Here is a 14731-nt window from a genome sequence, read left to right as displayed (position 1 = left end):
CCGGCAGACCGTCCGACGAGACACCCCGCCGCATCCGGTGCGGCGGGGTGTGTCGTCGGACGGTCACGACTTCGGCGCCAGGTAGCGGCGGCCGGGTATCTGCTCGAAGATCAGGTTGGTCCGGGTCTGCGCCACTGCCGGGTGGGTGGTGAGGTGGTCCACGACGAAGTCGCGCAGCGCCTCCGGGCCGGCCACGCCGACGTGCAGCAGGTAGTCGTCCGATCCGGCCATGTGGAACACCGCCATGACGCCGGGCAGGTCAGGGGCCGTGCTCCGGAAGCTCTCGTTCTGCTCGCGGGTGTGCGCCCGCAGCCGAACCGAGATCATCGCCTGCAGCGCCAGCCCGATCGCCGCCGGGTCGACCTCGGTCCGGAAGCCTCGGATGATCCCGCGCTCCCGCAGCGCGCGTACCCGGGCCAGGCAGGTCGAGGCGGCGATGCCCACCGCCTCGGCGAGCGCGTTGTTCGGCGTACGGGCGTTGTCGACGAGGGCGCGCAGGATCGCCTGGTCGATGTCGTCGATGGGCGCCTGCGGCACCTGCGGATAATTCGGCACGCCACCCAGCGTCCCCGCTCATACTGTCGATTCGCAAGAGATCACGGGGACTTTCCGAATGTTCTTCGGAATGCCGTCGCCCGTGCATCGGAAAGTTCCATCCTTGCTGCGAGCGGCCCCGGCCGACCCTCACAGCGAACCCGGAGTGCCGCGTCATGAGCCCCACCATCACCCGTGCCGTCGGTGCGGACGCGGAGCTGGACGGTAGCGACTTCGAGATCCCTGCCGACGGGCTGGCCGACGAGGAGCGCCTGCGCGCCCTCGACCGGATGGACGAGTACCTGACGCGCAAGCGCCGGCACCTGGTCGGCTACCAGGCCACCCAGGACATGGCGGGCAGCGCCCTCGACCTCGCCCGGTTCATGCTGAGCAACATCAACAACCTGGGCGACCCGTTCCATAGCGGCGGCTACAAGCCGAACACCAAGGTCGTCGAACGCGCGGTGCTCGACTACTACGCCAAGCTCTGGCACGCCGAGCGGCCGTACGACCCGGCCGACCCCGAGTCGTACTGGGGCTACATGCTGTCCATGGGCTCGACCGAGGGCAACATGTACGCGCTCTGGAACGCGCGGGACTACCTGGGCGGCTCCAACACCCTCCCCGGCTCCGACGCCCTCCGGCCGGTGGCGTTCTACTCGGAGGACACCCACTACTCCTTCGCCAAGGCGGTCCGGGTACTGGGCGTCGACACCTTCCACGCGGTGGGCCTGGAGAGGTACCCGGACGAGTGTCCGCTGGGCGGCCCCTGGCCCACCGAGGTGCCCTCGCAGCCCGGCCCGTCGGGCAACTCCTCGGACGGCCCCGGCGCCATGGACGTCGACGCGCTGGCGGTGCTGGTGGAGTTCTTCGCCGCGAAGGGGCACCCGATCTTCGTCAACTTCAACCTCGGAAGCACCTTCAAGGGCGCCCACGACGACGTCCGTCAGGCCTGTGAGCGGTTGTTGCCGATCTTTGAGAAGCACGGGCTGATCCAGCGCGAGGTGGTCCATGGCCGGGACCCGAAGACCGGCAGGCCGCTGGTCGAGCTGCGGCGTGGCTTCTGGATCCACGTGGACGGCGCCCTCGGGGCCGGTTACGTACCGTTCCTGCGGATGGCCGCCGAGGACCCGGCGAAGTTCGGCTGGACGCCGGAGGAGAACCTGCCGGAGTTCGACTTCGGTCTCACCCTGCCCACCCGGGAGTTCGGCGACCTCGACATGGTCTCGTCGATCGCCATGAGCGGGCACAAGTGGCCCGGCGTCCCGTGGCCGTGCGGCGTCTTCATGACGAAGGTCAAGTACCAGCGCGACCCGCCGTCCCAGCCGGAATACATCGGCGCACCGGACAGCACCTTCGCGGGATCCCGCAACGGATTCTCACCGCTGATGCTCTGGGACCACCTGTCCCGGCACTCCTACCAGGACCAGGTCGACCGGATCCGCAAGGCCCAGGAGCTGGCCGGCTACCTGGAACACCGACTCCACGCCCTGGAACAGGAGAAGGGCGTCGAGTTGTGGCCGGCCCGTACCCCGGGCTCCATCACCGTGCGGTTCCGCAAGCCCAGCCCGGAGCTGGTGGCCAAGTGGTCGCTGTCCTCCGAGAACGTACTGACCACCCCGGGCGACCAGAGCACCCGCCGCAGCTATGTGCACGTCTTCCTGATGCCCTCGGTCGACCGGGCGAAGCTGGACGCCCTGCTGGACGATCTCGCCGACGACCCGGTCTTCACGGGGTAGCCGTCAACGGCAGGCGTCGCCACCGGGTCAGGGCAGCGAGGCCGGGAGCCCGAAGGACGGGAAGTGCTCGGGGCCGAGGAACGAGGTGATCTCGGCGATGCGATCTCCGCGCATGGTCAGCACGGTGATCGACCAGCCGAGGTGCACGTCGGTGGCGTGGCTCCCGACGTAGAACGCCACGGCGCCGGCTGGCCGTTCGCGCTGGTCGCCAGGTGCCGCCAGCTGGGGCATCTGGTCAGCGGGGCCCGGACGGCGAAGTCGGTCACGGCCTCGATGCCGTGGTACCAGTGCGCCAGCGGCGGCATGGACCAGGTGACGTCCTCGGTCAGCAGTGCCACCAGGGCGTCGGCGTCGCCGCGTTCGAACGCGGAGGAGAACGCGGTGACGGTCTCCCGGAGACGCGCGTCGCCGATCTTCCGCAGCGTCTGCTGCTGGCTGGGGGATGGAACCTTCTCCGCGACGAGTCTGCGGGCCCGCGCCAGGGCGGAGTTCACCGACGTGGTCGAGGTGTCCATCATGGCGGCGATCTCGGCGGCGGAGAAGCCGAGGACGTCGAACAGCAGCAGTGCGGCCCGCGAGGCCGACCGGAGCGGTCGCGCGGCCCGAGATCCTGACCGCAGGCGGACGAACCGCCCTGAGTCACGAGATGACGATGGCCCGGACCGTCATACGGTGCGGGCCATCGTCCAGGCGGTTGCACGTGGCTGAACGGCGCTGAATGAGACCGGAACTGAGACCGTGAATGCCGTCACTTCGACTCAGGCGCCCGTTCGCACGTCGATGCCCAGTAGTTCCTCGAAAGCCCGGTTGCCGCCCGGCGTGATCCTCAGGGCTCGGCCGGAGCCGATCCGCTCCACCCAGTGCAGCTCGAAAGCCCTTCTGTACAACGCCGCGCCCACCGCGCCGGCGAGGTGAGTCCGGCGTTCCGTCCAGTCCAGGCAGCTGCGGATCACCGGCCTGGTGCCGCGCAGGGCGCTCAGGTCGACGCCGAGTTCGGCGAGCCAGGCCTTGCCCGCCTCGGTGACGACGAGACCTGCGTCGTCGGCGACCAGACCGCGGCTCAGGACCGCGTCGGAGACGGCCACACCCAGGTGGCCGGCGAGATGGTCGTAGCAGGTCCGCGCACGCGCCTCGGCACTCGTCCGTGCCGACTCACGCAGGTTCTTCGGTGCCGGGACGACCGAGGGGGCGTACGAGGACAGATCCTCGATCAGGGCCGCCGCCGTCGGGTTCGCCAGCCTGACGTAGCGGTGCCGACCCTGGCGCTCCTCGGCCAGCAGGCCGCCCGCGATCAGACGGGACAGGTGTTCGCTAGCTGTGGACGGCGATACCCGGGCGTGGCGCGCGAGTTCGCCGACGGTCCAGGCCCGTCCGTCGAGCAGGGCCACGCAGAACGCGGCCCGGGTCGGGTCGGCGAGCAGTCCGGCGGTCCGAGCGAGTGACATAGCTTCATCATGCCCTTGGCACAGTTCGGCAGGCGCCGAAGTGTTGCGCGCCTAGCGTTGCGGCCATGACCAGCTCCATGACCAGGTCCGTGCACGAGTTCGACCGGTACGGCGACGTCTGCCTTGCCCTCGCAGACCCATTTCTTGTCCCGGTACCGGCCGATTCCGGCCCTCCCGGCAGCATGGCCTGGCTGCGCGCCACGGTGGCCCGCTTCAGCTCGGACGCCACCCACGCCCGCCGCCGGGCCCTGGTGGAGGCGGACCTGGCCCGCCTCGATCCCGCGGCGCTTCGGCGGGCTGTCGCGTCCGGAGCCGCCGACACGCCCCGCCGACTGGTGGTCCGGACTCTCGCCGAGGGCCTCGGGCTGTCCGCTGCCGACGAGGTCGCGGACGCCGTCACCATCGTGGCCGGGGCCTATTTCGGCGACGATGCCCCCGAGGCCGACGCGGCGGTGGCATGGCTCCTTCCGCGGATGCTGCCCGCCGAGTCCGCGGACCTGGCCGGTTCTGCCGCTCTGCTCGACCCCGGCGCCGACCGGGCGCGGACGGCCGAGGTGACCGACGCGCGGCTGGAGGCCGCCGCCAATCGGATCGGGTTGCTCGTGCAGGCCTGCGATGCCACCGGCCGGCTCATCGAGCACGCCCGACGACCGGCCGACCGTCCTTCGGCCGTCCCCTCCGTCGAGGCCCTGCTGATCGAGACCCTGCGGCACGACCCTCCGGTGCGGGCGATGCGCCGGGTCGCAACCCGTGACACGTGCGTCACCGGGGTCGAGATCACCGAGGGCGACCTGGTGATCCTGGACATCGCCGCTGCCAACCGCGATCCGCAGGTGTTCGCGAATCCCCGGACCTTCGATCCCGAACGGACGGGTCCGCCTCCCCTCACCTTCGGCGTCCGGCCGCGCCTCTGTCCCGGCCGGGACCATGCACTGGCCCTGGCGGCCGGGGTACTGGACCGGGCATCAGCGGACGACATTCCGGCCACCGACGACCGCGACCCCGCTGAGGCCGTCACCGCCATGGTCGGGCATGTCCTGGCCCTCGCCGACACCTGGACGGCCTGGGACGGGGACCCCTTTCCGATCGACGACCGGATCTACACCCCGCACAAGGCGATCCGACGGGTCGCCGACCATCTCCTGGATCACCTGGCGGAGTTGGAGGCACGCGTCGCGGGGGAGAAGACGCAACCCGACCGCTGGCACGCATCGGCGATCACCACCAAGGCCGACCTCGCCCCCTTCACACGGGACGACCTCGACGAGGCGCACAGCCGACTCACTCGGCTCGCCGGGATCTGGGCCAACCGTCTCGGCGCCCTGACGGCCGAGCAGCTCGACTGCTCGCCGGGCGACGGCTGGACGTTCCGTCAGATCGCCTTCCATCTCGCGGAGTCGGCCTACTATGCCGATGCCATCGGCGACCTCACGCCCACCGAGGACGGACACACCTCGTGACCAGCTTCTCCGCACTCCACCACCCCGGCAGGCCGCTGCTGCTCCCCAACGCCTGGGACTGCGCCTCGGCCGCGGCCTTGGCCGAGCAAGGCTTCCCGGCGATCGGCACGACAAGCCTCGGAGTGGCCGCAGCGGCCGGCATGCCCGACGGCATGGCGCTCACCAGGGACGAGACCCTGCTTCTGGCCCGTCGGCTCGGCACGGGGTCGTTCCTGCTGACCGTGGACGCCGAAGGCGGGTTCAGTGATGACCCGTCGGAGGTGGCCGAGTTGGCCCGTTGGCTTGCTGCCGCCGGCGCGGTGGGCATCAATCTCGAGGACGGCAGGGCCGACGGCTCGCTCACACCTGTGGGCCTGCACTCGGCGAAGATCGCGGCGGTGAAGGCCGCCGTGCCGGACCTCTTCGTCAACGCTCGCACCGACACCTACTGGCTGGGCGGCCGTGAGGCCGAGACTGCGCGCCGGCTCCTTGCGTACCAACAGGCAGGCGCGGATGGCGCATTCGTCCCGGGCCTGTCCGACCCACCGGGAATCGCCGCCCTGGTCGGAACCCTCGATGCCCCGTTGAACATTCTCTACTCCCCCTCCGGCCCCACCGTCGCCCAGCTCGCCGAGCTGGGCGTATCCAGGGTGAGCCTCGGCTCCCTCCTGTTCCGACGTGCACTCGGCGCGGCGGTGCGCACTGCCCTGGACATCCGGGCGGGACGGCCCACGAGTAGCGAGACATGGACGTACGCCGCAGCGCAGAACCTCAGTTCCGGAGGTGTGCATGTGTCGTCGTCGGACGTGCCACCGACCACGGCGGACTGATTCGCCGGCCTCGGCCTCGGAGCGGTCAAGCCCGCCGACGGAGGCCGGGCGGCCACCCAGGCACCCGGCAGCTCCGGCGGGATACTCATGGGTTCCTAGCTCAGGGTCTTCAGCGCCGCCGCGTCGTACGGCTTCAGCTCCTCGAACCGGTCACCCAGAACCTTCCTCACCCACTCCGGGTCCTGGAGCAGGGCGCGGCCGACGGCCACCATGTCGAACTCGTCGCGCTCCAGGCGGTCGAGGAGGTTGTCGATGCCCTGGACCGGGGCGCCCTCGCCCATGAAGCCGCGGATGAAGTCTCCGTCGAGGCCGACCGAGCCGACGGTGATGGTGGGCCTGCCGGTGAGCTTCTTGGTCCAGCCCGCGAGGTTCAGCTCCGAGCCCTCGAACTCCGGGAGCCAGTAGCGGCGGGTGGAGGCATGGAAGGCGTCGACGCCGGCCGCGGCGAGCGGGGCCAGGATCGCCTCCAGCTCGTCCGGGGTCTCGGCGAGCCTCGCGTCGTAGGCCTCCTGCTTCCACTGCGAGTAGCGGAAGATCACCGGGAACTCGGGCGAGACGGCCTCGCGGACCGCGGCCACGATCTCGGCCGCGAACTTCGTACGGGCCACGGGGTCGCCGCCGTAGGCGTCGGTCCGGCGGTTCGTCCCCGCCCACAGGAACTGGTCGAGGAGGTAGCCGTGGGCACCGTGCAGTTCGACCCCGTCGAAGCCGATGCGCTCGGCGGCCGCGGCGGCCTCGGCGAAGGCGCCGATGACGTCGTCCAGGTCGCGCCGGGTCATCGCCCTGCCGGTGCCCTCGGTGCCGTCGACGCGGATGCCGGAGGGGCCGACGGCGGGGGCGTCGGCGTAGGGCGGCTCGCCCTGCTTGCGCACCATGCCGATGTGCCACAGCTGCGGCACGATCGTGCCGCCCGCCGCGTGAACGGCCTCGGCGACCTTCGCCCACCCCGCCAGCTGCTCCTCACCGTGGAACCGCGGCACACGGTCACTCTGCCCGGCCGACTCGTGGCCGACGTAGGTCCCCTCGGTGACGATCAGGCCCACACCGGCGGCGGCGCGACGGGCGTAGTACGACCGGACGTCCTCACCGGGGATGCCGCCCGGGGAGAACATGCGCGTCATCGGCGCCATCACGATGCGGTTCGGGACGGTCAGGCCGTTCAGCGCGACCGGCCGGGAGAGGATCTCGGCCGCGCGAGAGGCGGGGGACGCAGTGACGGTCACGGGGGTGCTCCTCGTAAGTACCAGGCGGTATGTGCGCATGCATTGAATGCGTGCAGGTGCCAACCATTCCTGCGGTCACGGCATTTCGCCCGCCCGGCGAGCCGCCCTGTGATCCCGGACACGCGCCGTGGGAGGGCGAGCTCAGGGGTGCCCCTGGGTGTCCTGGGTGCTACCCACGGCCGGGCTCGGCCTCGGCGGGTCGGGCCAGAGCGGTACGCACCTGTTCCCTGAACCAACGTTGTGCGGGGTCGTTGTCGAGTCGGGGGTGCCAGCCCATGGAGATCTCGATGGGCGGCAGGCACAGCGGGATCGGCAGGGTTGCCAGGCCGAGCGCGGCGATCAGGGGTGCGCCGGTTCGGGCCGGGGTCTGGGCCACCAGGTCCGATGCGGCGACGAGGTGGAGCGCGGCGGCGAATGTCGGCATCGCCGCGACCACCCGGCGGCGCAGTCCCCTGGCCTCCAGTGCCTCGTCGAGCGGACCGCGCAGCCGGCCGCGTCGGGAGGTGGTGACGTGCAGGGCGCCGGCCAGGGCGGCCGGGGTGAGCGGGCTCCGGGTGAGGGGGTGTCCGTGCCGGACGACGGTGACCATCTCGTCGGTGAGGAGCGTCTCGACGCGGGTTTCGGGTGCCGGTGCGGTGATCACTCGGATTTCCAGGTCTGCCGTCCCGTCGCGCAGCACGAGGTCGTCGTGGTGATGGCCCTCGGACAGCAGCACGACGGTGACCCCGGGGGCGGACTCCTGGAGACGGGGCAGGAGCCGGGTGGCGAGGGCGATCGAGAGCAGGTCGTCGGCGACGATCGTGAACGTCTGATCCAGCTGCGATGCGTCCACCGGGCGGCCCTCGGCGAACAGCGCGCGCGAGCGGTCGAGGAGGGCCTTGACCTCCTGGTGCACGGCCTCCGCGCGCGGGGTCGGCACCATCGACCGTCCGGACCGGACCAGGATCGGGTCCGAGAACGCGGTGCGGATCCGGGCCAGGGTGCGGCTCATCGCGGGCGCGGACAGGCCGAGCCGGTCGGCGGCGGCCGTGACCGAGCACTCGTCGAGCAGCGCGTCGAGAGCGACGAGGAGATTCAGGTCGATGTCCCGGGTCATGGCGCCCATAGAGCACCCCCTCACCTGCATAATTGCGTCTGCTGCAAAATATCTTTGAGAATAGTGCATTTGCCGTCATGTGACGCCGCTCCTAACGTCGTTCTGGTCCTGACCCGAGACCGGAGGAGACGCCGTGGAAGCGCAGCAGATACCGATTCGGGAGGCCCCCGACGCGTCCTCGTCGGCGCCCGAGGGGCACCCGCGCAGCAGGGAGACACTCGTCCTGACGTCCCTCTGTGCAGGGACGCTGCAGGCGATGGCGGCCGCGATGAACCTCGCGGTCCCCTCGCTCGCCCACAGCGCACTGCACCCGAGCCCGACCGCCCTGGTGTGGATCGTGGACGCCTACCTGATCGCCTTCGCCTGTCTGCTGATCCCGGGCGGCGCGCTGGCGGACCGGCTCGGCCGCAAGGGCGTACTGCTGATGGGGCTCGGCCTGTTCACCGGCGGCAGCGTACTGGCGGCGGCGGCCGGGAACGTGCCGCTGCTGATCGCCGGGCGGCTGGCGGCCGGCGCGGGTGCCGCACTCGCGCTGCCGGTCACCCTGGGACTGCTGATGCTGCTCTTCCCACCGGCCCGCCGCCCGCACGCGGTGGCCACCTGGACCGCGTCGCTGGCCGTCGGAGGGATCCTCGGCAATGTCGTCGGCGGCCTGGTGCTCCAATACCTGCCCTGGCAGGGGCTGTTCATCGTGTTCGGAGCGGCCGGCGCGTTGCTTCTTCTCGCCACGGCACTCCGGGCACCGCGGACGCCTCGGCGCCCGGTACCGCTGGACGCACCCGGCTCGGTGCTGCTGGCAGCAGCGATCGTGGCGCTGATCTACGGACTGATCGAAGGCCGACAGCGCGGCTGGACCTCCGGCTGGGTGCTCGGCTCCTTCGCCACGGCGGCCGTGATCACGGTGGTGTACGTCCTCCTCGGGCTGCGCCGGCGTCACCCCTTGCTGGACCCCCGGGTGTTCACCCGGCGCCCGGTGCGGGCCGGGACGCTCGGAGTGACGGTGGCCTTCGCCGGCGCGTTCGCCATGTTCTACGTCAACGCCCAGTACCTGACGGTTGCTCACGGCTACTCCCTCGCGCTGGCGGGCTGCGCGCTGGCGCCGATTGCGGTCGCGATGACGCTGGCCTCCCGGTCCTCCACCGCACTGGTACGCCGCTGGGGAGCCAAGCGGGTGGTCGCCCTCGGGTTCGCCGCCCTGACCGTCGGCCTCGCGGCCTTCTCCCTGGTCGGCGCGGACACCCCGTACGCGCTGTACATCCTGTGCCCGGCCTTGGCGCTGGCCGGCATCGGTGTGGCGCTGCCCCCGCTGTCCGGTGGCATCTTGGCGGCCCTGCCCGCCGAACGTGCCGGAATGGGCTCCGGGGTCAACGGTGCGGCCCGCGAAGTGGGCAGCGCCCTGGGGGTCGCCGCCATGGGCACCGCGCTGGGCGCGAACGCGGCCGGCAGCGGGGCATCGGCGGCCGCCCTGACCGCGGCCATGGACTCCGGCTTCCGGGCGGTCGCCCTTGCGGTAGCCCTGGCCGCGGTGCTCGTCGTCCGCTGGATCGACTGATCCGGGGTACCAGCACGTCACCGACCCGATGCTCCACGACGTCGGCAAGGAGATCGGCGGCCTGCTCTGGGGTGGGGCTGACAGCAACCCAGAGGCTTCCACCGAAGACGCTTCCTAATGTCGTTGTCAAGCCGTCTCGGTCACTGGGGGTGTGATGTGGTAGCACCGTCGGTCACGGATCAGCGCCCACAGGACATTGACCCGTCGGCGGGCCAGGGCCATCACGGCCTGGACATGCTTCTTCCCCTCGGCGCGCTTCCGGTCGTAGAACACCCGCGAGTTCGGATCACAGCGGATGCTCACCAACGCCGAGGTATAGAAGACCCGTTGGAGCCTGCGGTGGTAGACGGTCGGCCGATGCAGGTTGCCACTGACCTTGCCCGAGTCGCGTGGCGCCGGGGCGACACCGGCGAAGGCCGCCAAAGCGTCCGGCGAGGCGAAGCCATCCAGGCTGCCGCCGACTCCGGCCAGGAACTCGGCGCCGAGCACGGCGCCGATGCCGGGGACGCTCTCGACTATCTCGGCGAGTTCGTGCTCGCGAAACCGGCCCTCGATGAGCTTGTCCATCTCGGTGATCTGCTCGTTGAGGGCCATCACCCCCTCGGCCAGAGTGTGGACCAGCCTGGCGATGGTCTTCTCCCCGGGGACGGAGGTGTGCTGGCGCTGGGCGGCCTCGACGGCCGCTTCGGCCAGGGCTCTGGCATTGCGGACCTTACGGTTGGCCAGCCACTTGGTCAGCCGCGCGACGCCGACGCGGCGGATCGCGGCCGGCGTCTGATGCTCGGTCAGCAGCTTGAGCGGACCGAGGTTGGTCACATCCAGGGCCCGCTCCAGGGACGGGAACATGCTCAGCAGGGTGCCGCGCAGACGGTTGACGGCGCGGGTGCGGTCCTCGACCAGGTCGGCACGGCGGCCGGTCAGCAGCTTGAGCTCGATCGCGGCCTCGTCGCCGGGACGGATGGGCTGCAGATCGCGGCGCATCCTGGCCTGGTCGGCGATCACGTAGGCGTCGCGGGCGTCGGTCTTGCCTTCCCCGCGGTAGCCGTCGGACGCGCGGTTCACCAGGCGGCCGGGGATGTACAGGACCTCCTGGCCGTGGGCGACGAGCAGGCTCAGCAGCAGGGCGGGTTCCCCGCCGGTCATGTCGATCGCCCAGGTCACCTGGTCGCCGCCGGCCAGGGCGAGGACGTCGCCGATCAGCTGCAGCAGCTCGGGCTCGTCGTTGGCGACCCGCCGCGACATCAGGGTCTTGCCCTCGGTGTCCAGGGCCAGGCCGTGGTGGTGGCCTTTGCCGCTGTCGATCCCCGCCCATATCCGGCTCATCGTGCTCCTGACGTGCGTGTTCGTTCTGTTCGTACCACGGACGACCTCGCCGGCATTGCTCTACTCAGCGACTTGCTCGCACTTCCTAATCGGCGGCCGAGTCGTCGTGGGGTGCTGGGCGGCGAAGCGTCGTATGCCACGAGACGGCAGCCGCCTGATAGCCACACCCAGCACCCCTGGGCGACCCAACCTTACGAGTGGCTCGATCAACCCAGCTCAGAAGGTAGAGCCGCCTGAGCCCGAGAGTCCCCACGGACCGACGGTGCCATGGAGGCCCCGATCGCCGAGGAGCGTTCGGGGCCTCCCCCTTACCGGAACTTCAGGAGGCCGGCCGAGCCGGTTGCTCGACGGGCGGGCGCCACAGACGGCTTCTAGCTTGGAGTAAGGAAGCTCAGGTGGCAGGAGGGGAGGGCAGGATGATGGCGCAGGTCGATCACGGGGTGCTGTTCCCCGCTACTCCGAGCCCGTACCGGGTGATCGTGGACGGCGTCGACCTCGATGCCGGCGTCGAAGGTGATCTCGCTACAGGTTCGGCGGTTGCCGTCCGGATCCGCGCCCGTTGGTCGGACCTGTCCAAGTACGACAGGCTCCTGTGCCGGTGACATCCGCGACGACGAAGACAAGGACACGAGCGCGTGAACCTCGCTAAGAGCGCCGACGACACGCTCTCGGCGCATCTGATGCCGCCCCCGCGATGGATGCCGCTGCCAGAAGCTGAGCTGGAAGACGCGATAGTCGACGAGGCATGCCGGGAGCCGAAGCTGCCGATCATCCGCGCCAGGTTCAGCGAGTGGGACAAGACCTTCGCCGGCCCTCGTCTGTGCGTGGCGACCGCCGACCCGCTCACCTTCAAAGGGACTTTGATCCAGTTCAAAGGGACCTTGATCCAGACTGGCACCGACTCCTGCCGGTCGAAGGCCACCGAGAACGAGTACCGGTCCAGCAGGCGGTCGTGATGGCGGGCGGCAAGGAGGGGGGAGGAGCGGGCCAGCCGAGGCGGCCTGACGTGCTGGGGCGTTTGGACGCCGAGCTGGGTCGGATCGACGAGCAGCTCCGGGCCTTGGCGGCTGCCAAGGCCCGGATTCAGGGCTTGTTGGACGCGGTGATGGCCATCACACGGGAGCTGGAGTTGCCCGCAGTGTTGCACCGCATCGTGACCACCGCCATGGAGCTGGTCGGCGCCCGCTATGGGGCACTGGGAGTACTTGACGAGTCCGGTGAGTTTCTGGAGCAGTTCATCGCCGTCGGCCCGTCCGAGCAGGAACGCGCGGCCTTGGCCGAGGTGGGGTTTCCTCGCGGCCTGGGCGTGCTCGGACACCTGATCCGGCACCCGGAGCCGCTTCGGGTCGAGGATATTTCGCTCCATCCGTCCTCGGTCGGGTTCCCGCCCGGCCACCCGCGCATGCGCACCCTGCTGGGCGTCGCCGTCAGCGTCCGCGGCGAAATCTACGGCGACCTCTACCTCTCCGAGCGATGCGACGGACAGCCTTTCGACGTGCGCGATGAGAACATCGTCGTTGCCCTGGCCAGCGCCGCCGGTATCGCGATTGAAAACGTCCGCCTCTTCGAACAGGTTCGTGCCGGATCCGAACAGTTCCAGCGGCTCCTGCTGCCGACACTGCCCGACCTGCGGCCCTTCGCCGCCGCCGCCATCTACCGGCCCGCCGCCGAGCCCAACACTGTTGGCGGGGACTGGTACGACGCCATCCCGCTGCCCGACGGCGCGGTGGCGGTGGTCATCGGCGACGTAGTCGGCCACGATCTGCATGCCGCCGCCGCCATGGCCTCCACTCGCAACATGCTGCGCGCTTTGCTGTTCCACCTGCGTACCCCACCCAGCGCGGTCCTCGCCCAGCTCGATCGCACCCTGCAGGCCATCACCGACAACCCCGTCACCACCACCAGCCTGGCGCGCATCGAACCCGCAGGGGCTGCCTGGAGGCTGCACTGGAGCCTCGCAGGCCACGTCCCCCCGCTGCTGATCACCCCCAGCGGCCGGGCGGAGTACCTGTTCACGGAGCCCGGACTACCACTGAACGTCGACTGCGGGCAGCCCCGCCCCGACCACACCCACCCCTTGCCCTCGAACACCACCGTCGTCTTCTTCACCGACGGCCTTATCGAACACCCCGACCACCCCATCGACGAGAGCCTGAACGAACTCGCCGAACTCGCCACCAGGCACGCCGCCCTGCCCCTGCAGGACTTCGTGCAGGCCCTGGCCGACCACCACCCCAGCGACGGGCACGACGACATGGCCATCCTCGCCCTGCGCACGCCGCGCTGAAGCCGCACAAGCGCACAGCGATACGGCTGGAGGTGGAACCGTCAGGAAAGGGCGCGACACCGCCCCCGGGCGGTCACCTGAAGCAAGTGCGACAGAGCACATTGCGAAGGTCACACAGATGAGCGGCAGTGTGGTGGATCCGGTGGAGGCAGCGGACGATGGACGACGGGGCAAGGCTGAGGGGAAGACTTCCCGATGACTGTTGTGAGCCGCGGCAGGCTCCAGCGCGGTGGCATGACTGCCCTGCAGATCGGTGCCGTCGCCGCGCTGTACTACGCCACGGGCAAGCTGGGGCTGCTCCAGCAGCTCGTGCGCGGTCAGGTCACGCCGCTGTGGCCCCCGACCGGCATCGCCCTGGCCGGCCTGCTCCTCACCGGCCTGCGGGCCTGGCCCGGGATCGCACTCGGCGCCTTCCTGATCAACATCTCACTCGGGCCATCGACCACTGCCGTGATCGCGATCACGGTAGGCAACACACTCGCGCCTCTCTGTTCCTACGCGCTCCTTCGCCGCACCGGGTTCCGTACCCGGATGAACCATTTCCAGGACGCACTCGCGCTGGTCTTCCTCGGCGCGTTCGCCGGCATGCTCATCAGCGCGACGGTGGGCAGTTTCACCCTGCACCTCGCTGGTGCACTGCCCGCCGGTGGGTTCTGGCCCACATGGTGGGTCTGGTGGACCGGCGACGCCATGGGCGTCCTGCTGGTCGCGCCAGTGCTGCTCGCCCTGCGCTCGGCGCACTGGGCGAAGGACGCGCCACCATCCCGATGGGCGGAGGGAGCGCTGCTGGTGGCTGCCACGATCGGCGTCGGTTTCCTCGAGACCACGCCCACACCACTGATCTTCCTTGGCCTTCCGCTGCTGACCTGGGCGGCCTTCCGCTTCCAGCACGCCGCAGCCGCACCCTGCGCGTTGGCGGTAACCACCTTTGCGATCGTCGCCGCCACCCGCAGATCAGGCCCGTTCGCCGGTCACAGCCTGCTCACCAACATGATTGCCCTGCAGGCGTTCAACGGCACCGCCGCGCTGACCGCGCTTCTGCTCTCGGCGGCCATCACCGAGCGAAACCAGACCCAGGCAGAGATCGAACAGGCATGCCGGCGACTCTCCGAGATGGTCAGGAGAGCCGCGCTGAACATCAGCGCCGAACCAACGCTTACCGAAGGCCATGCCGACGAGAAGGACAACGGCGGACAGACCCGACCATGATGGTCCATCTCTGAGTTGGCGCCCCTAGTAGCGCGCGACTGAGGTGGGCAGACG

Annotated in this window: 14 protein-coding genes; 8 read left to right on the top strand and 6 right to left on the bottom strand. The window is 70.2% G+C overall.

The genetic code is table 11. The features are described from left to right. Positions 1 to 63 precede the first annotated feature (63 nt). Positions 64 to 555: an Lrp/AsnC family transcriptional regulator gene (locus FB465_RS16540; protein WP_246192687.1), complete on the bottom strand. Its 492-nt coding sequence runs from the start codon at positions 553 to 555 to the stop codon at positions 64 to 66. A 155-nt stretch (positions 556 to 710) separates the two neighbouring features. Here FB465_RS16540 and FB465_RS16535 point away from each other — a divergent pair, with 155 nt between their 5' ends. Continuing rightward, positions 711 to 2273, top strand: coding sequence for a PLP-dependent aminotransferase family protein (locus FB465_RS16535; protein WP_145791516.1), 1563 nt, complete (start codon positions 711 to 713; stop codon positions 2271 to 2273). A gap of 116 nt (positions 2274 to 2389) precedes the next feature. Here the strand turns inward: FB465_RS16535 and FB465_RS16530 are convergent, their stop codons facing one another. Both FB465_RS16530 and FB465_RS16525 read right to left on the bottom strand, forming a co-directional pair. Then, the gene (locus FB465_RS16530; RefSeq protein WP_211785979.1) at positions 2390 to 2893 is read right to left on the bottom strand and encodes a sigma factor-like helix-turn-helix DNA-binding protein; all 504 of its coding nucleotides are present in this window, start codon (positions 2891 to 2893) and stop codon (positions 2390 to 2392) included. A 138-nt stretch (positions 2894 to 3031) separates the two neighbouring features. Further along, positions 3032 to 3718 carry an ArsR/SmtB family transcription factor gene (locus FB465_RS16525; protein ID WP_145791514.1) on the bottom strand — a complete coding sequence of 229 codons (687 nt, stop codon included), beginning with the start codon at positions 3716 to 3718 and terminating at the stop codon, positions 3032 to 3034. A gap of 65 nt (positions 3719 to 3783) precedes the next feature. Between FB465_RS16525 and FB465_RS37715 the strand changes: the two genes are divergently transcribed. Both FB465_RS37715 and FB465_RS16510 read left to right on the top strand, forming a co-directional pair. Next, positions 3784 to 5178 carry a cytochrome P450 gene (locus FB465_RS37715; protein WP_342791810.1) on the top strand — a complete coding sequence of 465 codons (1395 nt, stop codon included), beginning with the start codon at positions 3784 to 3786 and terminating at the stop codon, positions 5176 to 5178. After that, positions 5175 to 5987 (top strand): isocitrate lyase/PEP mutase family protein, encoded by an 813-nt coding sequence (locus FB465_RS16510; protein ID WP_145791513.1) that lies wholly within the window; start codon positions 5175 to 5177, stop codon positions 5985 to 5987. Before FB465_RS37715 ends, FB465_RS16510 begins: the two co-directional genes overlap by 4 nt. A 95-nt stretch (positions 5988 to 6082) precedes the next feature. Here the strand turns inward: FB465_RS16510 and FB465_RS16505 are convergent, their stop codons facing one another. Continuing rightward, complete coding sequence (locus FB465_RS16505) at positions 6083 to 7210, bottom strand: NADH:flavin oxidoreductase (RefSeq protein WP_145791511.1); 1128 nt, start codon at positions 7208 to 7210, stop codon at positions 6083 to 6085. A 169-nt stretch (positions 7211 to 7379) separates the two neighbouring features. Continuing rightward, positions 7380 to 8315 (bottom strand): LysR family transcriptional regulator, encoded by a 936-nt coding sequence (locus FB465_RS16500; RefSeq protein WP_342791809.1) that lies wholly within the window; start codon positions 8313 to 8315, stop codon positions 7380 to 7382. 124 nt (positions 8316 to 8439) lie between these two features. Here FB465_RS16500 and FB465_RS16495 point away from each other — a divergent pair, with 124 nt between their 5' ends. Then, entirely contained in the window at positions 8440 to 9858 is a 1419-nt protein-coding gene (locus tag FB465_RS16495; RefSeq protein WP_145791509.1) for an MFS transporter, read from the top strand. 126 nt (positions 9859 to 9984) lie between these two features. On the opposite strand, the gene FB465_RS16490 is transcribed toward FB465_RS16495, so the two are convergent. After that, entirely contained in the window at positions 9985 to 11181 is a 1197-nt protein-coding gene (locus FB465_RS16490) for an IS110 family RNA-guided transposase (protein ID WP_145791507.1), read from the bottom strand. A 419-nt stretch (positions 11182 to 11600) separates the two neighbouring features. On the opposite strand from FB465_RS16490, the gene FB465_RS16485 reads away from it, so the two are divergent. The 4 genes from FB465_RS16485 to FB465_RS16470 all read left to right on the top strand — a co-directional run bounded on the left by FB465_RS16485 (position 11601) and on the right by FB465_RS16470 (position 14677). Continuing rightward, positions 11601 to 11783: a hypothetical protein gene (locus tag FB465_RS16485; RefSeq protein ID WP_170290607.1), complete on the top strand. Its 183-nt coding sequence runs from the start codon at positions 11601 to 11603 to the stop codon at positions 11781 to 11783. A 33-nt stretch (positions 11784 to 11816) separates the two neighbouring features. Continuing rightward, complete coding sequence (locus tag FB465_RS16480; protein ID WP_145791503.1) at positions 11817 to 12137, top strand: hypothetical protein; 321 nt, start codon at positions 11817 to 11819, stop codon at positions 12135 to 12137. Continuing rightward, positions 12137 to 13468, top strand: coding sequence for a PP2C family protein-serine/threonine phosphatase (locus tag FB465_RS16475; RefSeq protein WP_145791501.1), 1332 nt, complete (start codon positions 12137 to 12139; stop codon positions 13466 to 13468). The genes FB465_RS16480 and FB465_RS16475 overlap by 1 nt, the downstream gene beginning before the upstream one ends. Positions 13469 to 13702: 234 nt before the next feature. Beyond that, positions 13703 to 14677 carry an MASE1 domain-containing protein gene (locus FB465_RS16470; RefSeq protein ID WP_246192685.1) on the top strand — a complete coding sequence of 325 codons (975 nt, stop codon included), beginning with the start codon at positions 13703 to 13705 and terminating at the stop codon, positions 14675 to 14677. The last annotated feature ends 54 nt before the right edge of the window (positions 14678 to 14731 follow it).

Origin of the sequence: Kitasatospora atroaurantiaca (genome assembly GCF_007828955.1) — a bacterium.
GTDB lineage: Bacteria > Actinomycetota > Actinomycetes > Streptomycetales > Streptomycetaceae > Kitasatospora > Kitasatospora atroaurantiaca.
This window is presented reverse-complemented; position numbering and strand designations above follow the sequence as displayed.